This window comes from Actinomycetota bacterium (assembly GCA_030684515.1).
In the GTDB taxonomy this organism is placed as follows: Bacteria; Actinomycetota; Actinomycetes; order S36-B12; family S36-B12; genus UBA11398.
In genome coordinates, this window is record JAUXVJ010000012.1 from 1 (window position 1) to 19,504 (window position 19,504).

Genomic DNA, 19,504 nt, shown 5'->3' on the forward strand with positions numbered 1-19,504 from the left:
AGGGCGGACCTGGTCGAAACTTCCCGGATCCGAACCCCACGACTCTCGCGGGCGCCCCTGCACCGCGTTCAACCCGAAGGTGGCAATCTCCTTGCCTTCGATCAGCCAGGCGTCAGTGCCGTCGTCACGACGGATCACCCGGGGCACTCGAGACTTGAACTTCCCCGGGACGTGATCACGGAAGTAATCGCTCAACGATGGCGGCTCCACGGTGTGATCGTCGGTGCTGATTAGCACCATGTCCTCAATCTTCATCGGTCCCTCCCAGATGTGATTCCTGCACTAGACAGCCTGCCATTTCATGAAACATTCGTCAGTAAAGCTGGCAGTGGGTTGCGCGTCAAGAGGAACCAGTTCAAGACCTGGCCGGAATTTGGTGAGCTTCCCGCTTGCGTACTCACCGGTTCGGCGCCAGATCGGAGCCAGGCGGCACGGCGACTTTGCGGCCTCGAATCTCGCCCATGTTTGGCCATGCGGTCAGTCGAATTGCTGCTATGCGATTTCACTGCTTTATCTCGACAGCGCACGCGCGCGGGCGTTAGTTGCCGGTGCTGCGTACGCCCAACGCGGACTTGTCATCAGGGAGGAGAACGAGCACGGCATTTGCGCCTTGGGTGTGCAGGTGGTGCAAAGCGCGCCCTGGGCTGCATCGGGAGCGGGAGTGGTGGATTGGGTGGATTGCCTGGTGCGCTGGGGGTGCTGACACTGGGGTGCAAGGGGTGCATAGCGCCCTTGGAGTGCGCCTACTTATCGCACACTCTCCGCCTACTTTGCTTAGGCGAGCGGTACAGAAAATACTGTCAAAATAGGACAGCCCCCCCTCAATGAGGGGGCTGAACCTTTGGAAAGTAGCGGGGAGACACTGAGGATGCACGATCACTGGGTTGCATGACCTGCGAGTTGCCCTCACGAAACATCATTTCTGCACCCCAATCTGCACTCCCCTGAGGGTGCAAGCCTGCACCCACCCCGCACACTTTCAAAGTATCTAAGCGAACACGGCACGGATCAACAACTCAGCAGTTCAATGTCACTCGGGCAGATCCCCGCCTAGTTGATCTTGCTTCAACATTTGGAGCGCCATGAGTTCAAGCGCATCTCGCAGCGACAGCTTTCCCCGCTCTACTGATGCGGGTTGGTGACGCCGCTGGGCATGGAGTCCGCTACGCGACAAGATGACCCTGAACAGGTTGCCAGTGCAGTGAGTTGCTGGCGCAGTTGTTCCACGATCTGCGGATCCGTGGCGCTAATGACGTTGTGCATCTCGTATGGATCTGCGATGAGGTTGAACAGTTCTTCTTCGCCGTCGCCGTATTTCACGTATAACCATTGTTCGCTACGGCTCGCGTGGAATGCGGGTGCCTGGTAGGGCTCGTAGTCCGGGTCGCCTGGCTGGGTTTGACGCAGCCGCTCGTTGAGTGCCGCGGTTCTCCATGGCGTAAGGGTCTCGCCTGACAGCAGCGGTGTGAGGTCGCGTCCATCGGCCCAGACAGGAACCGTTGCTCCCAGCAGTGTGCTGATCGTTGGTCCCAAATCGACCATTGAAGTGGTTTTGTTGATGACCGCACCGGGGGCAATGCCGGGTCCGATGAGCACAGCCGGAACAACGGAGTCTTCGCGATAGGCGGTGTTCTTGCCGGTGCCGAGTCGGTGCGTGCCCGCGTGGTAGCCGTTGTCGGATGTCACCACAATCAGCGTGTCATCGAGGTGTCCTGTTGCGCTCAATGCGCTCACGAGTGCGTCATAGGTGTCAGCGATGGATTCGGTGGACTGCAGGCCTTTGCGCCAGCGTTCGTCGAACATGGCGATGCGTTGAGGCGTGTTGTCTGGTTGCGCACCGAGCCAGCTGACTTCGTTGGTGCCATGGGCATTGAAGGATGGAGTCCGCGGCACGCCCTCGCTCACATGGCCATTCAGGTGACGATCAGCGACGGGAGCAGGTGTGTGCGGTTGGTAGGAGGAGAACTCCAGAAAGAAGGGTGTCGTCACAGTCGCCAGATGGCTGACTGCTGCTTGCGTCAATACGTCGTTGAGGAAATCTGCGGGAGCATGCCCATAGTCCTGTAACACGCCATTGCGGTTCAGGGTGTAGTCGTATCCCTTGTATGACTGGTTCTTGGATGTTGAGGTGACGAAATAGTCCCAGCCTGGCGGGATGTAGTTCTTTCGCACCGAGGGCCCAGGGAATCCATTGAGGTACTTGCCAAACAGCGACGTGTCGACCCCTGTGTCCTGCAGCCACGTGGGCAGGCAATCCTGCTCAAAGCCGCTGTTGTAGAACGTCTCCCAACCTCCCCCGGTCTGCGGAACATTGGAAACTACCTTGTGGTTGTGCACGTACTGCCCACGCAGCAAGGACACTCGGGAAGGACAGCACAAGGAGTTCGTCACGACGAAATTCGTCAACGTCGTGCCCTGGTCCTTCAACGCTGCCAAACGCGGTACCCCGTTGAACGTGTCCCAGTCCAAGTCATCGGCAAGCAGCAGGACCACGTTCTTGATGTCAGTCAGTTCGCCAGTTGCGTCTTGCTGGCCGGTGGCCTTGGCCTTGAACGCCGCCATCAGCGTCTCGGCCGAGCTATCCGCGTCAGACTTCGCGTTTCCTGGCGATAGCCAGACCAATCCACCCAAGATGGTGACGCCAACAATCACGGCGGCTGTAGCGCTTGCCGCCACAATCGTGGTCCATCGACTTCTTGCAGGCACAGACATGCGCGCGTTCCCTAACGTTGGCAGGCGGACTTCAGTGATGAAAGAACCGAACAGCGAGCACGCGCATCAGGCACATGCTCGATTCAGCCGGTATACGGCCGTCTTCCCATCACTTGGTGGTGCTCACGGATTTGGCCATACCTTAACGCAACGTTAGAGTCCGATATGTACTGCGGTAGGTGCCCGCCGCGCCGCCGCCCGATACCGCAAGACCGGAGCCATTCCACGTGTCACTCGCACTACATCGCCCGTCACTCACCCGACCGACCTGGCTCAGCCCACGAGTATTTCGCACCGAATTCCTCGCCGGCTTAGTCGTCGCGATCGCACTGATCCCCGAGGCGATCTCATTCTCCATCCTTGCCGGCGTCGACCCTCAAGTAGGCCTGTTCGCGTCCTTCACCATGGCCGTGACCATCGCGTTCACCGGTGGGCGCCCCGCGATGATCTCGGCAGCAACCGGAGCCATCGCACTGGTCGTGGCTCCATTGGTACGCGACTACGGCCTTGGCTACTTGGTTGCCGCCGTCATCCTGGGCGGCATCTTCCAGGTGGCTCTCGCCCTTGCAGGCGTGGCGAGGCTGATGCGCTTCGTTCCTCGCAGCGTGATGGTCGGCTTTGTCAACGCACTAGCGATCCTCATCTTCAGCGCGCAACTGCCCTACCTCATCGACGTGCCAGTCCTGGTGTATCCGATGGTTGCCATCGGCATCGTCATCATGCTGCTCCTGCCCCGCGTCACGACCATCATCCCCGCCCCACTAGTCGCAGTGGTCCTCCTCACCATCGCCACAGTCACCATGGGACTCACCGTGCCCAACGTCGGCGGCGAGGGCGAACTGCCCACCAGCCTTCCCACCCTTGGACTGCCTGACGTGCCCTTCACCTTCGAGACTCTGAGCATCATCGCCCCATTCGCCCTGGCAGTCGCACTCGTCGGCCTCATGGAATCCCTCATGACAGCCAAGCTCGTCGACGACATCACCGACACACACTCCAACAAGACACGCGAATCCTGCGGCCAAGGCATCGCCAACATCGTCACCGGATTCTTCGGCGGCATGGGCGGCTGCGCCATGATCGGCCAAACCATGATCAACGTGAAAACCAGCGGCGCCCGCACCCGGCTGTCCACATTCCTCGCGGGCGTTCTGCTGCTGATTCTGGTAGTCGCGCTCGGCCCCATCGTCGAAGTGATCCCGATGGCCGCACTGGTGGCCGTGATGATCATCGTCGCCTACTCCACCTTCGACTGGCACAGCCTGAAATCACTGCCCCACATGCCTAAGAGCGAAACCACCGTCATGCTCGCCACCGTCATCGCCACCGTCTTCACACACAACCTGGCCATTGGTGTGGTCGTTGGTGTGCTGACCGCGACCGTGCTCTTCGCCCGCCGCGTCGCCCACCTCGTCACCGTTGAAAGTCAACTCAACGACGACGGCGCCTCGATCACCTACCACGTACACGGCGAACTGTTCTTCGCCTCCAGCAATGATCTCGTCTACCAATTCGACTTCACCCACGACCCAGACCAAGTCGTCATCGACATGACCGGTGCGCACATCTGGGACGCCTCCACCGTTGCAGCTCTGGATGCGATCATCTACAAATACGAGAAACGCGACAAGAACGTGGAGGTTATCGGCGTGAACGAATACAGCACCGCCATGCGCACCCGCCTCAAAGGCCGCCTCGGCTCAGGACACTGATGACTGCAAAGACACCACACGAACCCGACCTCGTACAGATCGGCGTGCTCGCCGAGCGCGTAGGGCTGAGCATGCGCACCGTTCGCTACTACGAAGAGGTCGGACTCGTAGTCCCTTCTACTCGCAGCCCAGGTGGATTCCGGCTCTTCGGGCCAGCGGAGGAGGAACGTCTGCGTGTCCTGAAGACTCTCAAGCCATTGGGCTTCAGCCTGGAAGAAATGCGCAACCTCGTGCAGATACTCGATGCAGTCACCAAGGCGGATGCGGCCACCCGCGCGAAACTCTTGAAAGAACTCACATCACTCCATGCCGACCTTGACCAACGACGCACACGACTACAACAACAACTCAAGTCGGCCGACGAACTCAGCCATGCACTCCAGCGAGCAGAAGAGTCATTGGATGAATTCCGACAGGCCTCGCAGTCTTCCAAATCGGTCGAATCCGTGCCACGCGGCTGAGATAAGTTCCATCGCTCGTGCGATCTTGGGGACGCGGCCGGCTGTGACGACGTTTTCGCGGGTAACACCTTCGCGGTTCTAGCAATTGGGATTTCTGTCGACCAGATTGAAACGCGTGGCGTCGCCCGGGAGTCTGATCATGCCAACTTGCGAGGTACCAAGGCCCCTGCACCGTTGACAGGGCATGACCTATTCCGACTGTGCGCCAAGTGAGCTCGCTCGCCCTCCCCCGAAACGACAAAGGGCCCCTGATATCTCAAGGACCCTCAGTCGTGCCGAACGCTCAACTAGTTGAACGTTCAATTTTGTAGCGGGGAGAAACAGAGGATGCACGATCATCGGGTTGCGCGCCCAGCAAGTTGCCCTCACAAACAGCCATTTCTGCACCCCCTTCTGCACTCCCCCGGGAGTGCAAGCCTGCACCCACCCCGCACACTTTCGGCAAAAATAGGTCAGTAAAGCCCGGATCTTCAACTGCATACGGCAATCGAACTCGGGGCAGGCCCTAGTGGGATCGCCTGCCCATTCCGCGGCTGAGGATCACGTCGGTTCACAAGTGGGCGCACATTCTCACAGGGCAACAATCAGCCGACATCACCGAGGATGATCCCGAAGCGAGAACTCGACCACAGTGCCTCCACGCGTGCGCATCCGCAGTACGGATCGCTGAAGAATCCGCTGCACGGTCAGGACCGAGTTGTCGCGTAAATCTCCTACTCTGGAAGTTCGATGCTCGCGTTGGAGAAGTAGCCGTGTTCACCGTGACGATCCCAGCAGCGACTGGGCAGGCCACCGGCACTCAAGGTGCGTTCGCAGTGGATCATGTACGAAATCTTTCAATATTTGGACTTAATCTATATTTACAGTTAATCCAAATATTGATACAGTCGGCACGATGAACCAAGACCCCGTAACCCTGCTCCGAGAGCAGGGCATCTCTGTCACAGCGCAGCGCCTCGCTGTCCTGCGCGTATTGAGCGAACAGCCGCACGCCACTGCCGAGGAAGTGCTGCAGGGGGTGCGCGATGCGATCGGCTCGATCTCTCGCCAGTCTGTGTACGACACTGTCAACACGCTCAGCGACCTCAGCCTGCTGCGCCGCATCCAGCCGGCGGGATCCCCGGCCCGCTACGAGACTCGGACCGCTGACAACCACCATCACCTGATCTGCCGTGGGTGCGGTCGAGTCGAAGACGTCGAATGCGCCGTCGGTGATCGGCCGTGCCTCGCTGCGAGCGACGACCATGGCTTCGACATTGACGAAGCCGAGGTCATCTATTGGGGCCACTGCCCCAACTGCCAGCAGGACCCCGACTCCGCCTGACCCGTTCCGCCACTGCACACCCAACAAGGAGAGCCATGAGCGCAAACAACGAAGCCATCTGCCCGGTCGTGCACGGAGCAAACGTGCAGTCGGACATGTCACCAACCGAGTGGTGGCCCAAGACTCTCAACCTTGACATCCTGCACCAGCACGACCCTCACACGATCCCGATGGACGCGGGCTTCGATTACCGAGAGGCGGTCAAGACCCTCGATCTGGCGGCCGTGAAGGCCGACCTCCAGGCCCTCATGACTGACAGTCAGGACTGGTGGCCTGCCGACTGGGGCCATTACGGCGGCCTGATGATCCGTATGGCCTGGCACTCCGCCGGCACCTATCGCACTGCCGACGGCCGTGGTGGTGCCGGCACCGGCAACCAGCGCTTCGCCCCGCTCAACTCCTGGCCCGACAACGTCAACCTCGACAAGGCGCGCCGCTTGCTGTGGCCGATCAAGAAGAAGTACGGAAACCAGATCAGCTGGGCTGACCTGATTGTGCTGGCCGGCAACGTCGCATACGAGTCGATGGGTTTGAAGACCTTCGGATTCAGCCTCGGCCGCGTCGACATCTGGCAGCCCGAGAAGGACATCTACTGGGGCTCGGAGAAGTTGTGGCTGGACTCCACCCGCTACGACGCCGATGCCAACGACCGCGAGTCGCTGGAGAACCCGCTGGCCGCAGTGCAGATGGGTCTGATCTACGTGAACCCCGAGGGGGTGGGCGGCAATCCCGACCCGCTGAAGACCGCAGCCGACGTCCGGATCACCTTCGCCCGCATGGCGATGAACGACGAGGAAACCGTTGCACTGACCGCCGGCGGCCACACTGTTGGCAAGACCCACGGCAATGGCAGCGCGACCGCACTGGGCCCGGAGCCCGAAGCAGCCGGCATCCAGGAGCAGGGCCTGGGCTGGATGAACCACACTAGCCGCGGTGTCGGCCGCGACGCCGTCACCTCAGGCCTCGAGGGCGCCTGGACCACCCACCCGACACGCTGGGACAACGGCTACTTCGACCTGCTGTTCAAGTACGAGTGGGAACTCGCCAAGAGCCCCGCCGGCGCCTCGCAGTGGTGGCCCGTCGGTATCGCGGAGGAGGACATGCCAGTCGACGTCGAGGATCCGTCGATCCGTCGCATGCCGATGATGACCGACGCCGATATGGCCATGGTCAAGGATCCGATCTACCGTGAGATCTCCGAACGCTTCCATCAGGACCCCGCGTATTTCTCCGAGGTCTTTGCCAGGGCGTGGTTCAAGCTGACCCACCGCGACATGGGGCCCAAGTCCCGCTACATCGGACCAGAGGTTCCCGCCGAAGACCTGATCTGGCAGGACCCGGTCCCCGCTGGGGCCACCGGATATGACGTCGACTCCGTCAAGGTCCGCATCGCTGGGAGCGGCTTGACCGTCAGCGAGATGGTGACCACGGCGTGGGACAGCGCCCGCACGCACCGCAACTCCGACATGCGCGGTGGCGCCAACGGTGCCCGCATCCGCCTCGCGCCCCAGAAGGACTGGGAGGGCAACGAACCCGACCGACTGGCCAAGGTGCTCGGCGTCTTGGAATCCATCGCGGCCGAATCTGGTGCCAGCGTTGCCGACGTGATCGTGCTGGCCGGCAACGTGGGGGTAGAGCAGGCGGCCAAGGCCGCCGGCTTCGACGTCACCGTGCCGTTCTCGCCGGGACGCGGCGACGCCACCCAGGAGCAGACCGATGTCGACTCGTTCGCACCGCTTGAACCGATCCACGACGGCTACCGCAACTGGCAGAAGCAGGAATACGCCGTGACCGCGGAGGAACTACTACTCGACCGCACCCAACTGATGGGCCTCACCGCTCCGGAGATGACGGTGCTCGTCGGTGGCATGCGCGTGATCGGCACGAACCACGATGGCACCCGTCACGGCGTGTTCACCGACCATGTCGGCGCGCTCACCAACGACTTCTTCGTGAACCTCACCGACATGAGGAACTCCTGGAAGCAAGTCTCAGCCGGCACCTACGAGGTGTGTGATCGCAAGACCGGCACCGTGAAATGGACCGCCACGAGGGCGGACCTCGTCTTCGGATCGAACTCAGTGCTCCGCTCCTACGCCGAGGTCTACGCCCAAGACGACAACAAGGAGAAGTTCGTCCGCGACTTCGTGGCCGCATGGACCAAGGTGATGAACGCAGACCGCTTCGACCTGAACTGACCGAACACAGCACGCGTCGATGGTGGCGTCGCCCCCACAATGATCAAGCGATGCCACCATCGACCACACCGGAAGGACGACAAGCCATGACTGATCTCACCATCGACATCGGAATCAACGAAGCCGACCGTCAGGCCATCACCGACGGCCTCTCACGACTCCTCGCCGACAGCTACACCCTCTACCTCAAAACCCACAACTACCACTGGAACGTCACCGGGCCGATGTTCCAAACCCTTCACCTGATGTTTGAGACGCAGTACAACGAACTCGCGCTAGCAGTCGACCTCATCGCAGAACGTATCCGTTCCCTCGGTGCACCCGCACCGGGCAGCTACCGAGAGTTCGCCGCACTCTCATCTGTCGCCGAAGACGACGACAAACCCGATGCCACAGAGATGATCCGCCGCCTCGTTAAGGGACAAGAGACCGTCGCACGCACCGCCCGGTCTGTGTTTCCAGCCGTCCAACATGCTCACGACGAACCCACCGCCGACCTGCTCACACAACGCATGCAGGTCCACGAGAAGAACGCCTGGATGCTCCGCAGCCTCCTCGCCTGACCACCCGAGATTCCAGTTCGACCTTGCACTACTCGACCGAAAGTGTCGTACTCAGGCTTGGCGACACCGCGGAGAGCTACACCGGCTCACGAATTCCTTGGCGTCGCAGGGTGCCAGACCCGGTTTCCCGGACGGTTTGGTTGCTTGATCATGGCGCGGCAATCGCGGTGGCGTTCAGTTTCCCTACTCGTGCGGGGACAGGTTGCCCACGCTGGTGCGCCGCCGCCGTTAGCAGCACTTGGGAGCCAGCGAGTTACGGTAGATGGGCCAGGATGGCGCAAGCTGAACCGCTCTGGATTTGGTGCCTGCCGGTCTACTACTCATGAACGCCTTGCCGCACTTGCACCGCTGACGCACACCAGCAGCCAGCGGCCGATGCTTCAGGTTGCCTACAGCACGAGGAGCCCAGTGAGCGATACCGGAACACCGACACCCGACCAGCACGCACATGACACCGAGCACCATCACGGGCACGGCGGAGAGCACCCGTCCACGGCAACCGACGTCTCTGCCATGTGGGACGAGCGCTACGCAACGCAAGCCTGGCCAACCAGCCCCGACCCCCTTCTGGTCCGGCTTGTCAATGGCCTTGAACCCGGTACCGCATTGGACCTCGGATGTGGCACCGGTCGTAACGCCGTATGGCTCGCCCAGCGCGGCTGGGACGTCACCGGGGTCGATAGCTCCACGGTGGGGCTGGCTCAGGCCAACGAACGCGCGAAGCAGACCGGCTGTGCCCTGACGACTGTCCAAGCGGACCTCACCACCTACACAACGGCCAACGCCTACCAGCTCGTCGTGCTGGCCAACATGCACCTGCCACCGGCTGACCGTGCGCACCTCTTCTCGACAGCCGCGCACGCAGTCTCCCCCGGCGGTCACCTGTATGTCGTCGGTCATCACGTCGAGTCCCTAGGGCTCGCCGGGCCCCCCGACCCGGAGCGTCTGTTCACCGAGGCACTTCTGGCGTCTTCGTTCCCGGACCTCACCACCGAGCAGTTGGGTCGCACTCAGCATGGGGATACCTCGGAGCACACCACTGCCGGCGACGTGTACTTATGGGCGGTAAGAAGGGCGTGATCGACGGTCCCGGCAGACCGTGCTATCGCCTATCTGGTCAGTCCAGGGATGAATCGTGGGGTGCAGTCGGCGTAGGCGGCATAGGCCGGGAATCGCTCGGTGAGGCGCCGTTCCTCCCAGCGTGCCTGGGCGTTGATCAGCGCGACCAGTGCAACGCACGCCATGGTGGTCCACGAACTGGCCGAGGCGAGCGTGAGAGCGATGGCGAGTAGCAGGAGCCCGCCGTAGATCGGGTGCCGGACGAATCTGTACAGCCCACCCGTGCGGAGTTCGGCGTGAGAGTTGGGCAACGGCGCCGCGGTCAGCCCGAGAACCAGGAGCCATGCCGTGCGACGTTCACTAGCCGACGCGGAGTGGGTTGGCGGCTGCCGAGTCGTCATCGAAGACTCACGGAGGGACAAGAAGACTCCCTCCAGGACTTCCAGGTCCGGCACCCCAGCCTTCCTCGAGCATCTGGATGACGCCGACGACGTGACCCTGCGCGCGACTGAGCCGGTTCAGGATCACGGTGACGGTGTTCGCGTCCAGCTCCATTGAGTCTCCAGATCTTTGCCTGAGTGAGTCGGTCACGTAGACGATGCGACCACAGCAGCCGCGGTCGCCAGCGCTGCGTTGAGCCTGCCAGCCACGTCGACGATGACGGGCGGCCGGGATACCCCTGACCCCAAAAGGGGCGCAGGTCTGCATCGCCTCCGCCGACTTTCGGCCAAGGGGATCGCCGTCGATCTGGTTGACGCACTTTGCGGTGAAGGCCGATTCAGACCCAACTTGCGAATACCGAGCACGTTCACACCGTTGAATAGAGATGAGCATTCGCCGTTGCCCAACGCCAGCATCGCTGCGTGGGCCTCCGTAACGACGAAGTGTCCCCGACCTCTTGGGGACTCTTCGTCGTTACGGAGGATTCATTTAGTCAAATCTTCAGATAGAAGCGGGGAGAAACTGAGGATGCACGATCACCGGCTTGCATGCCCTGCGAGTTACCCTCACAAGAGACCATTTCTTCACCCCACTCTGCACTCCCCCGGGAGTGCAAGCCTGCACCCACCCCGCACACTTTCATTGCCGAGTTCAGGCGACGGCCTTCGGCTTGAGCTGGACAGAGAGCGTCGTGTCGAAAGCGCTAGCGATGCGCTGCAGGATCGGCAGGGTCGGCGTCGTACCGCCCGCCTCGAAACGCGCGATGGCGGGCTGGGTCATGCCGGTGAGTTTGGCCAGGTCGCGCTGGCTCCAGCCCCGCTCCTCGCGTAAACCACGAACCTGCTCCCCCAGTTCGAATGCGAGCTTGGCTGCGGCGTATGCGGGCTCAACTGCCGAGTCGCCTGCGCGAGCGGCCTTGATGTCATCCCATGACGTACGTGCCATCACTCCTCCTCTTCCACATAGTGCTCGGCTTGCATGCAAGCGAGCATCGCCTTCTTCGCCCGTGCCACCTGCGCGCGATCCCTGTCCTTGGTCTTGGAAAAGACTGTCAGCAGAATGATTCGGCGGCCTGTGGCGATCCAGTAGGTAATCCGGATTGCCTGACGACCAAGATCGAACCGAAGCTCCCGCAACTTGCCGTCCAACTGCTTGGTGTACGGCTCAGAGAGCAGGACACCTCGCTCGGCCAGCAGATCAACGTAGAACGCCGCATAGCCGAACTCGCTGCCCACGAGCCCTTCAAGCCAGTCACGGACCTCCGGCTCAAGTTCCACCGAACCCCAGGACATACCAACGATGGTATCACTCACTGACGTCCACTAGCCCACGTTCTGCGTCTTGACCGAAACCGATGTCGTTCCACTGTCCCCCGATACAACGAAAGGGCCCCGAATTCTCAGGACCCTTCGTCGTACGAACGCTCATTTAGTTGAACGTTCAATCTGTAGCGGGGAGACACTGAGGATGCACGATCGTTGGGTTGCGTGCCCTGCAAGTTGTCCTCACGAATCGCCATTTCTGCACCCCCTTCTGCTCTCCCTTGGGGGTGCAGGCCTGCACCCACCCCGCACACATTCATGTCAGGCGCCCCTTCCAACCCAGAGCTTGATTCGCTTCAATTCAGGACCGAGGTTCCTCTGCGCAGCGAAGCACGGAGTGGAAGCTACTTTGCGATCTTTGCGACGGTCAGCAATACCACTGAATCTTCTAGTGCTTCCAACGAGTGTGGCGCGTCGGGTACAACGAGAAGATCGCCAACCGACCCTTCCCATGCATCCGCACCAGTTGCTAACCGCACCCGCCCATGCAACACCTGAACCGTCGCTTCTCCTGGATTGGCATGTTCTTCGAGCATGCGCTGGGCGCTGAGTGCGATCAGTGTCTGACGAAGGACGTGCTCGTGTCCACCAAACACTGTTGTCGCACTGCGGCCACTCGATGCCTGTCGTGCAACTTCTAGCTGTGTTCGAGCAAGCGCTGTCAGCGAAAACTTCTCCACATCAACCAACTTCTTTCTGAGTTTGCTTGCACGTATGGATCCACAGTTTGAACCGCTCCGAACAATTGCGAGAAGTGAAGTGACCTACAAAGTATCCCGCCGACCCGGCGCTCGCACAACCTCTGAATGCGTCACTTGATTGCCGGCGAATTGCATAGCAGCGCCGACTCCGCACGCTGAAGATCTCGCACCAGGACACAGGAGTGTTCACTTTCGCCTTAATGGTCATTGTGCTCGCATTCCTCCTAGATTGATGCAAACTTATCAACCGGGCTACAGTTGTTCCATGTCAAACGCCACCACCTGCGCGATTCCGCGCAAGCAAAATGTGCAGCAACTCGACGCTGCTCGATTCATGCAAAGGCGATCGCGGGGCTAAATCACAATTCCCCAGTCGGTGCCAAGTCTTGGTACCGACTATTTTTATTGGAGGACAGAATGCAAACCCGGACCGAACTCGTACTAGGTGAGATTGATCTGGCCGAATTGAAGCAGGCCCTTGTTCGCTTGCGAGTGGAGAACGAAGCTGATGTCGCTCAAGCACGCATCACTCTCAACGCTTTGACTAGTGACAATTCCATTGGCAGTGCCTTACTTCAGCAGACTGCTGAAAATGCTGAGTACATGATCGCGGACGCGCTCGGCATCATCGCGCTCGTAGATGCAGCGTTCGATCGCATGGAAATCGGCAATTACGGAACCTGCACCGTGTGTCGCGAGCCGATTCCACTCGAACGACTTCAACTGCGCCCATACGGCATGACATGTGTCCCGTGTAATTCATGAGCGCGGGAAGAGGCCGGAAATGCGGCAACGACTTTCGGGAGTGGAAGTGATCGCTAGTACTTCACGCCATCGATTTCAGGCAGCGAGGGTCCCGGCGTCGGAGAGTGCCCCGTCGAGCAGGTGAACGACGTTGGCCATGCGCGGCAGATGGATCGAATCGTGGGTCACAAGCAAAGTAGCCGTCTTCATTTCCTCGGTTAACTGCAGGATCAAGTCCATGACTTTAGCGCCGTTGTCTTGGTCTAGGGCACTTGTGGGTTCATCTACTAGGAGCACGCTGGGCTCGTTCATCAGTGCGCGGGCGATGTTGATGCGTTGCCGCTGACCGCCAGAGAGCTGATTGGGGCGCTTGTCGCGATGGTCTGCAAGGCCAACCGCTTCAAGGATTGCGTCAGCATGGGCGGCGACCTTTGCACGGTTTCGTCTGCTGTGATGGTCGCCGAGTTCATTCATGACTTCCAGCTGCTCGCGAGCGGTCAGGGAAGCAATGAGGTTTGACTGCTGGAAAATGATCCCAATACTTCTGCGCCGAAGCTGGGTCGCTGCCGGCGGATTCAGCAGAGTCGTATCAATGCCGTCGATGATGACGCGGCCGGAATCCGGGCGAATAAGCGTTGCTGCGACGGCGAGGAGACTGGATTTTCCGCAGCCGCTGGGACCGGCGATTCCGACGACGGTTCCGGGTAGCACCGTGAGTGAAACATTGTCGACTGCGGTGATGCGTGCTTCGCCGTCGGGAAAGGTGAGGGTGATGTTGTCCAGGTGGATCATCGGTTGCTCCCAAGGGCTGTGAGGGGGTCGGCGGACGTGACAGAGCGGAGCGCGAAAGCGGCGCCAGCGAGCCCGAGTGTGATCATGATCAAACCCGGCAGGACCGTCGTTAGTGGGCTGAGCATGAATGGCAGTGCGGAACCAGCGAGCGCGCCGAAGAGACTGACAAAACCCATGCCAAGGCCGATGCCGAGCAGCAGCACGATGAGTGCTTGGCCAAGCGCGTCGCGGATTAGGGATCTGGTGCTGGCACCCAAGGCTTTGAGTACGGCAACGTCGCCTTTCCTTTGCAGGGTCCATACCGTGAAGAACGCTCCGATCACCAGACCCGAGATGCCGAACAGCATGGCGACCATCAGCATCAGCGATCCGATCTCGGAGCGGAACGCACCAATTGCGGTTAGGGATACGAGCGTGCTTTGGGACAAGGTGGCATTGGCTGTGTCAGCAGCAGTCCAGTCAGGATTTCCGGTGACGGCCAAGACGGTGGCGTAGGCATCAGGATTACCCGTGGCGGTCGAGTAGACCTGCCAGTCGTGCAATGTCATTTGCACTACTGGGGTGTGGCTGTACCAGCCGTCGCCGTCGACTGTTTCGACGGTGTAGGCAGTGCCGGCGATCGTGACGGCGTCGCCAGCAGTCACGCCAAGGGCTTTCGCTGCGGGATTGGAGAATCCCAGGAGTCCGTCACGGGAAGGTGCGCTCGAATCGAATCCTGGCCGCACGCCGAAGATGGCGATCGAGGCGCGAGTGCTGTCGGTTTCGGCGTGAGTCTGGCTGATGCCTATCGGTTGAGAGTTCTCCACTCCTGCTGTTGATCCCCATGCCGAAGCTTGCTGCTGGGTGATGGTGGAGTCGGAGAAGCTGGGGCCGGGTGCATCTACGCCAGGTGCAGAGAACACGATGCGATCAGCGGGGATTGCCAGCACTGCCGAAATATTTTGCGTGGCCAGGCCCCCTGTCAGGCCACTGAGGAAGCCCACCAGAACGGTGATGAGGCACACAACAGAGCCGATGAGCACGAAGCGGCCCTTGGCAAAGCGCAGATCGCGAAATGCGACGAACATGAAGTGTTCCTTCCTGCCATCGTTTTCGATGACAGGTCCACTCTCGCGTCTTGGACGGTTCAGTTCATCGGCCAGACGAACACTGTTGTGCAGCCGATGGAGGGATGAGGCAGTCATACTTTCGAACGATGTGCATCATTGGAGGGTCGACTAAATTCAAACCATGACCCGTGCAGCTGCGACTCCAGTCTTCGTTGGTCTACGCACAGGCCTGCACGTCCTGTTTCTTGCCCTCACATTCCTGGTCATCACCCGCGCTGTGATCACGCCGACCGACAGCAGCACCCCCATCGTCACCGTATCCATCGCCCTTGCGGTGACCTATGGCCTGGGAGCATTCATCAGGCGCAGCGGGCCTGCGCACCGCAGGCTCCTGGCACTGGGTTGGTTGGGCGTACTCACCGTCGAATGGTTGATCCTGCTCGGGCTGAGCCCCGACGCCGCCTACCTAGTATTCCCGTTGTTTTTCCTCTTCCTTCACCTCTTGGGACGGTGGTGGGGGTCTACCGCGATCGTGACTTCGACAATCGTCGTGATCTGTGCGCTTGGACTGCGCGGAGAGTGGACAGTCGGTGGCGTGGTGGGCCCGCTTGTCGGTGCAGGTGTTGCGCTCTTGATCGGCCTTGGGTATCAAGCGCTGGCCCGCGAAGCCGAACAGCGTGAGGAACTCATGACCGAACTCCTCAATACGCGTGGGCAACTCGCTGCAACAGAGCACGAATCGGGAGTTCTCGCCGAACGCGCGCGGCTCGCCCGGGAGATCCACGACACCCTTGCCCAGGGCCTATCCAGCATTCAGATGCTCCTGTACGCAGCCGAACGCGCCGACCCTGACCGACCCGGCGTGGAGTACATCCGGCTTGCACGCGAAACCGCAGCCGCCAACCTCGCCGAGGCTCGGCGCTTTATACGCGAACTCACCCCACCCCAACTTGACGACCAGGGCCTAGGCGGTGCTCTCAACAGGCTTGCTCGCACACAGTGGGCAACTCAAGGACTCACCGTCAACGTGGAAGTGTCCGATGCAATCGCCCTGCCGATGCACCTCCAAACCGCTCTGCTGCGCATTGCGCAAGGAGCAATAGCAAACGTCATCCAGCACGCCCACGCCACCGCTGCCACGGTTGCCCTCACCGTCGAACAACAGGAGCTGCAGTTCACCATTGTTGACAACGGCTGCGGATTCGACCCGCTCATGCCGGTGAACAACGTGATGGGCAAGTCTGATTCATTCGGGCTGCAGGCCACGCAAGAGCGCGTAGAACAGTTGGGTGGAACCTTGACAATTGATGCCGCGCTGGGTCGCGGCACCACGTTGGCCGTCAACCTCTGCATCGGGGAAACGCCGTGATCAGGCTGGTCATTGCAGATGATCACCCAGTGGTGCGCGCCGGCCTCAATGCACTCTTCAGCCTGGAAGAGGACTTCGAGGTTGTCGCAGAAGCAACTTCACCCCAAGAAGCCGTGAACGCTGCGGAACGAGAGAACCCGGACGTTGTCCTGATGGACCTTCAATTCGGCGCCGGTGCTACGCCAACAGGCGTCGACGCCACCCACCGCATCCGAGCACTCGACGCAGCCCCATATGTCCTCGTGCTGACGAACTACGACTCGGATGCCGACATCCTTGGAGCTGTTGAGGCAGGCGCGAGCGGCTACCTCCTGAAAGACGCGCCCCCTCACGAACTCATCGCCGCAGTCAGGGCCGCCGCCGCCGGAGAAAGCGCTCTCGCCCCAGTGATCACGTCTCGACTACTGGACCGGTTACGCACACCTCGCGTGACTTTGAGCTCGCGAGAGATCGAAGTGCTCGAACTTGTTAGCGCTGGATACTCCAATACTGACATCGGCGCAGAACTGTTCATCACTGAAACCACAGTGAAATCGCACCTCGCGCACATCTATTCCAAGCTCGACGTGACCTCTCGAACAGCGGCAATCTCCACAGCCAGACAAAGAGGGATTCTGCGCTAACTCGCTGCTCCATCGCCACTATCGCTCTCAAGCGCTCTCGCAAGCATGAAATGAAACCACACCCTTCTGCCCACTACACCACACATCACTTAGACGGAAGGATGCTGACATTGGACAGCGCCACCACGGATCTCAAGGCGTCAAAGCCCAGGACTGGACCAATGGTCCGAACCTTCAAGACCATCGCCGTCATCGAGGCATTCACCTGGGCCGGACTTCTAGTCGGGATGTACCTCAAATACATCACTGAAACCACACAACTAGGAGTGCGCGTCTTCGGCAGCCTGCACGGCGCGGCATTCATCGCCTACGTCATCATCACGATTCTGACAGCGAGACACCAAAAGTGGCCCATCCGATGGACCACCATCACCGCGCTTGGCGCATCCATTCCACCCTTCGCCACAGTCATATTCGAAATGTGGGCACAACGCCGCGGATACCTTCGAACAACTGGACAGGCCAAGCGAGTCAATAACTAGCCAAGCAAGTACGAGGACGGCGAGGGCCGTTGCCTTAGCCAATGCGAATCGTCAAGTACAGGCTGTGTCTGACCGGCATGGTCCGTGGTGAAGGGCTTTGCCAAGCAATTTGCACCTCAGGGTTGCCGTTGCTGTCGATCCCAATGACTGTGGCTGAGTCTCGCTGGCAAGTTGATTCCCAACCAACTTGCCCCGTACCGAATAGGCACCACCGTTGACTGGCCATGACCAATTCCCACCACACAGCAAGCGAGCTCGCTCGTCCTCCCCCGAAAAGACAAAGGGGCCCTGATGTCTCAGGGACCCTCTGTCGTACCGAACGCTCATGTAGTTGAACGTTCAATTTCTGTAGCGGGGAGACATAAGTAGGGCGCGACCAATGGGTTGGGCGCAATGCAAGATCTCCTCACGAAACCTCACTTTGCACCCCCCTTCTGCACTCCCTCTGGAGGGCAGGCCTGCACCCCCATTGTCCATAAACGCTGACTATTGAATAGGCAGCGAGGCAGCGAGCGGCACGAGATTCTTTCCATTGCCAGTGCGATCTGTCTGAAGTAGCCCTCACCTCCTCGGCTACGCCTAAAGGGTCTAGTACCTATGTGACGAGTAGTCTCGCCTCATGGCGACCGCTATTTCGTTGTATGGCTTGTTGAGCGAGCCTCTAGAAGCATCGAACGCATCGCCGCGCACTTCTATGGTTACGAAATCGATCGAAACCGTGGATGAAGGAACCTCTTACATTTTCATGGCTGCGGGATTGACGCTCGGCTGACATTCGCAATAGCGAAGCGCGACTGCCTACGGGCGGAGGTTAGTGTTGGCAATACCAGCTTCAGATCTGTATGCGCTCTTGTCCAGCGGCTTCGATGTCCCTCTCGCCAGTTCGCTAGTCTCTTCCACTCTGACAAGGGCTTCCATTGAAACTGTCGATGAGGCCTCATCCGGATTGTGTTTGTTCACTCCGGGCCTGAACATCTCATGAATCAGGCGGCTCCTTTGATTGTCGGAGATCCTCAAGATTTGCATGTTCAAGCTGTTTGTAACTTGCTTCGTCACTGCCAACCATCAATCTTTGACGTCGCCACCTTGGGTGGGGAGACATTCGTTCTTGAAGAGGCGTTGTTTTTTCGGGCTGGTGTCAATTTCAAACTCGGGAGCGAGCGGCCGCAGTCAAGAGGATGGATTCGACGACTGGCACCCCTCGATTGGAATCGGGGGATTGCTCTGCAGAGTCGGGAATCAGCTGTTTCGAGTTCGTGGATGTCTCTGCTCGCTGGCGTAGTCCGCAGTGCCGACGTTGAGTGGCTCACTACGCTCGATAGCGTCCTGGTGGCGGAGAGCAAATTGACTCAAATACAGGCTGCTCGAGCACTCGGGATCCAGACGCCACGGACAATCGTGACAAATAATTTGGCAGCAGCACTTGAGGCGATAGATGGTGCAACTGTTGTCAAGCCTTTAGGCCCGAGCCATTACTTTGATGAGTTTGGGGATCCGAGAATGGTTTACACGACAGAGATTGAACTAGCAAAACTGCCACCTGAAACTCTCGCGGGGGCTCCATTTCTCATTCAAAAATTGATACCCGCGGATTTTCACTTGCGAGTGGTCACAGTGCTCCAATCCACCTGGGTAGCTTCCATAGAAGCGAGCGGGCGCCCGCTTGACTGGAGGCGCGAAGATGCCGCACACGGAGAATTCCTGTCGGTAGCGGAGCCCGACCCTGCCATTGTGATGCAGGCTCAGGCGATCGCGCGCCGGCTAATGCTGGGCTACTCCAGCCAGGATTGGATCGTGAATTCCGAGGGAGCTTTCCTACTTGATGTGAACCCCAGCGGGCAATGGCTTTTCTTGCCGGAACCGATTGCAACCGAGGTGGCTGAATGCATAGCGATTTGGTTGGGAGGAATCGCGTGAACGTCCCAATCCCGTCCGAAGGAGGACCGCGACTT

General features: G+C 59.9%; 21 protein-coding genes. 12 read left to right on the plus strand and 9 right to left on the minus strand.

From position 1 onward, the window contains the following. Together Q8M73_06115 and Q8M73_06120 are read right to left on the minus strand one after the other, a co-directional pair. Window positions 1-255, minus strand: a 255-nt coding sequence (locus tag Q8M73_06115) for an amidohydrolase (protein ID MDP2288125.1), incomplete at its 3' end; no start/stop codon positions are given. A gap of 867 nt (window positions 256-1,122) precedes the next feature. Then, window positions 1,123-2,712, minus strand: coding sequence for a sulfatase (locus Q8M73_06120; GenBank protein MDP2288126.1), 1,590 nt, complete (start codon window positions 2,710-2,712; stop codon window positions 1,123-1,125). Between the two features lie 227 nt (window positions 2,713-2,939). Here Q8M73_06120 and Q8M73_06125 point away from each other — a divergent pair, with 227 nt between their 5' ends. The 6 genes from Q8M73_06125 to Q8M73_06150 all read left to right on the plus strand — a co-directional run bounded on the left by Q8M73_06125 (window position 2,940) and on the right by Q8M73_06150 (window position 10,050). After that, a complete protein-coding gene (locus Q8M73_06125) occupies window positions 2,940-4,424 on the plus strand; it encodes a SulP family inorganic anion transporter (protein MDP2288127.1) in 1,485 nt (494 codons plus the stop codon). Continuing rightward, the gene (locus Q8M73_06130; GenBank protein ID MDP2288128.1) at window positions 4,424-4,885 is read left to right on the plus strand and encodes a MerR family transcriptional regulator; all 462 of its coding nucleotides are present in this window, start codon (window positions 4,424-4,426) and stop codon (window positions 4,883-4,885) included. The genes Q8M73_06125 and Q8M73_06130 overlap by 1 nt, the downstream gene beginning before the upstream one ends. Before the next feature lie 895 nt (window positions 4,886-5,780). Further along, window positions 5,781-6,209 carry a Fur family transcriptional regulator gene (locus Q8M73_06135; GenBank protein MDP2288129.1) on the plus strand — a complete coding sequence of 143 codons (429 nt, stop codon included), beginning with the start codon at window positions 5,781-5,783 and terminating at the stop codon, window positions 6,207-6,209. 35 nt (window positions 6,210-6,244) lie between these two features. After that, window positions 6,245-8,407 (plus strand): catalase/peroxidase HPI, encoded by a 2,163-nt coding sequence (gene katG, locus Q8M73_06140; GenBank protein MDP2288130.1) that lies wholly within the window; start codon window positions 6,245-6,247, stop codon window positions 8,405-8,407. Window positions 8,408-8,493: 86 nt separating this feature from the next. Next, the gene (locus Q8M73_06145; protein ID MDP2288131.1) at window positions 8,494-8,970 is read left to right on the plus strand and encodes a Dps family protein; all 477 of its coding nucleotides are present in this window, start codon (window positions 8,494-8,496) and stop codon (window positions 8,968-8,970) included. Window positions 8,971-9,378: 408 nt separating this feature from the next. Then, entirely contained in the window at window positions 9,379-10,050 is a 672-nt protein-coding gene (locus Q8M73_06150; protein ID MDP2288132.1) for a class I SAM-dependent methyltransferase, read from the plus strand. Between the two features lie 29 nt (window positions 10,051-10,079). Here Q8M73_06150 and Q8M73_06155 read toward each other — a convergent pair whose 3' ends face one another. The 5 genes from Q8M73_06155 to Q8M73_06175 all read right to left on the minus strand — a co-directional run bounded on the left by Q8M73_06155 (window position 10,080) and on the right by Q8M73_06175 (window position 12,472). After that, entirely contained in the window at window positions 10,080-10,430 is a 351-nt protein-coding gene (locus Q8M73_06155) for a methyltransferase (protein MDP2288133.1), read from the minus strand. Window positions 10,431-10,437: 7 nt separating this feature from the next. Beyond that, window positions 10,438-10,584, minus strand: coding sequence for a metal-sensing transcriptional repressor (locus Q8M73_06160; GenBank protein MDP2288134.1), 147 nt, complete (start codon window positions 10,582-10,584; stop codon window positions 10,438-10,440). 537 nt (window positions 10,585-11,121) lie between these two features. Beyond that, on the minus strand, window positions 11,122-11,415 hold the full coding sequence (locus Q8M73_06165; protein MDP2288135.1) for a helix-turn-helix transcriptional regulator: 294 nt from the start codon (window positions 11,413-11,415) through the stop codon (window positions 11,122-11,124). Next, entirely contained in the window at window positions 11,415-11,762 is a 348-nt protein-coding gene (locus tag Q8M73_06170) for a type II toxin-antitoxin system RelE/ParE family toxin (protein ID MDP2288136.1), read from the minus strand. The genes Q8M73_06165 and Q8M73_06170 overlap by 1 nt, the downstream gene beginning before the upstream one ends. 374 nt (window positions 11,763-12,136) lie before the next feature. Continuing rightward, window positions 12,137-12,472, minus strand: coding sequence for a cupin domain-containing protein (locus tag Q8M73_06175; protein MDP2288137.1), 336 nt, complete (start codon window positions 12,470-12,472; stop codon window positions 12,137-12,139). Between the two features lie 438 nt (window positions 12,473-12,910). Between Q8M73_06175 and Q8M73_06180 the strand changes: the two genes are divergently transcribed. Beyond that, a complete protein-coding gene (locus Q8M73_06180) occupies window positions 12,911-13,258 on the plus strand; it encodes a TraR/DksA C4-type zinc finger protein (protein ID MDP2288138.1) in 348 nt (115 codons plus the stop codon). Between the two features lie 75 nt (window positions 13,259-13,333). Here Q8M73_06180 and Q8M73_06185 read toward each other — a convergent pair whose 3' ends face one another. Together Q8M73_06185 and Q8M73_06190 are read right to left on the minus strand one after the other, a co-directional pair. After that, on the minus strand, window positions 13,334-14,029 hold the full coding sequence (locus Q8M73_06185; protein MDP2288139.1) for an ABC transporter ATP-binding protein: 696 nt from the start codon (window positions 14,027-14,029) through the stop codon (window positions 13,334-13,336). Continuing rightward, entirely contained in the window at window positions 14,026-15,096 is a 1,071-nt protein-coding gene (locus Q8M73_06190; GenBank protein ID MDP2288140.1) for an ABC transporter permease, read from the minus strand. The genes Q8M73_06185 and Q8M73_06190 overlap by 4 nt, the downstream gene beginning before the upstream one ends. Window positions 15,097-15,259: 163 nt before the next feature. On the opposite strand from Q8M73_06190, the gene Q8M73_06195 reads away from it, so the two are divergent. The 5 genes from Q8M73_06195 to Q8M73_06215 all read left to right on the plus strand — a co-directional run bounded on the left by Q8M73_06195 (window position 15,260) and on the right by Q8M73_06215 (window position 19,469). Next, window positions 15,260-16,447 carry a histidine kinase gene (locus tag Q8M73_06195; GenBank protein MDP2288141.1) on the plus strand — a complete coding sequence of 396 codons (1,188 nt, stop codon included), beginning with the start codon at window positions 15,260-15,262 and terminating at the stop codon, window positions 16,445-16,447. After that, a complete protein-coding gene (locus Q8M73_06200; GenBank protein MDP2288142.1) occupies window positions 16,444-17,070 on the plus strand; it encodes a response regulator transcription factor in 627 nt (208 codons plus the stop codon). Before Q8M73_06195 ends, Q8M73_06200 begins: the two co-directional genes overlap by 4 nt. A 161-nt stretch (window positions 17,071-17,231) precedes the next feature. Next, window positions 17,232-17,552 (plus strand): DUF3817 domain-containing protein, encoded by a 321-nt coding sequence (locus Q8M73_06205; protein MDP2288143.1) that lies wholly within the window; start codon window positions 17,232-17,234, stop codon window positions 17,550-17,552. Window positions 17,553-18,171: 619 nt separating this feature from the next. Beyond that, window positions 18,172-18,324: a hypothetical protein gene (locus Q8M73_06210; GenBank protein MDP2288144.1), complete on the plus strand. Its 153-nt coding sequence runs from the start codon at window positions 18,172-18,174 to the stop codon at window positions 18,322-18,324. Window positions 18,325-18,530: 206 nt separating this feature from the next. Further along, window positions 18,531-19,469: a hypothetical protein gene (locus tag Q8M73_06215; protein ID MDP2288145.1), complete on the plus strand. Its 939-nt coding sequence runs from the start codon at window positions 18,531-18,533 to the stop codon at window positions 19,467-19,469. The last annotated feature ends 35 nt before the right edge of the window (window positions 19,470-19,504 follow it).

Bases quoted from the DNA above. Each gene is read 5' to 3' on its own strand.
- Q8M73_06135 (MDP2288129.1), top strand. From the start codon at position 5,781: ATGAACCAAGACCCCGTAACCCTGCTCCGAGAGCAGGGCATCTCTGTC.
- Q8M73_06130 (MDP2288128.1), top strand. From the start codon at position 4,424: ATGACTGCAAAGACACCACACGAACCCGACCTCGTACAGATCGGCGTG.
- Q8M73_06120 (MDP2288126.1), bottom strand. From the start codon at position 2,712: ATGTCTGTGCCTGCAAGAAGTCGATGGACCACGATTGTGGCGGCAAGC.
- Q8M73_06165 (MDP2288135.1), bottom strand. From the start codon at position 11,415: ATGGCACGTACGTCATGGGATGACATCAAGGCCGCTCGCGCAGGCGAC.
- Q8M73_06205 (MDP2288143.1), top strand. From the start codon at position 17,232: ATGGTCCGAACCTTCAAGACCATCGCCGTCATCGAGGCATTCACCTGG.
- Q8M73_06195 (MDP2288141.1), top strand. From the start codon at position 15,260: ATGACCCGTGCAGCTGCGACTCCAGTCTTCGTTGGTCTACGCACAGGC.
- Q8M73_06185 (MDP2288139.1), bottom strand. From the start codon at position 14,029: ATGATCCACCTGGACAACATCACCCTCACCTTTCCCGACGGCGAAGCA.
- Q8M73_06160 (MDP2288134.1), bottom strand. From the start codon at position 10,584: ATGGAGCTGGACGCGAACACCGTCACCGTGATCCTGAACCGGCTCAGT.
- Q8M73_06215 (MDP2288145.1), top strand. From the start codon at position 18,531: ATGAATCAGGCGGCTCCTTTGATTGTCGGAGATCCTCAAGATTTGCAT.
- Q8M73_06145 (MDP2288131.1), top strand. From the start codon at position 8,494: ATGACTGATCTCACCATCGACATCGGAATCAACGAAGCCGACCGTCAG.
- Q8M73_06170 (MDP2288136.1), bottom strand. From the start codon at position 11,762: ATGTCCTGGGGTTCGGTGGAACTTGAGCCGGAGGTCCGTGACTGGCTT.
- katG (MDP2288130.1), top strand. From the start codon at position 6,245: ATGAGCGCAAACAACGAAGCCATCTGCCCGGTCGTGCACGGAGCAAAC.
- Q8M73_06190 (MDP2288140.1), bottom strand. From the start codon at position 15,096: ATGTTCGTCGCATTTCGCGATCTGCGCTTTGCCAAGGGCCGCTTCGTG.
- Q8M73_06210 (MDP2288144.1), top strand. From the start codon at position 18,172: ATGGCGACCGCTATTTCGTTGTATGGCTTGTTGAGCGAGCCTCTAGAA.
- Q8M73_06155 (MDP2288133.1), bottom strand. From the start codon at position 10,430: ATGACGACTCGGCAGCCGCCAACCCACTCCGCGTCGGCTAGTGAACGT.
- Q8M73_06180 (MDP2288138.1), top strand. From the start codon at position 12,911: ATGCAAACCCGGACCGAACTCGTACTAGGTGAGATTGATCTGGCCGAA.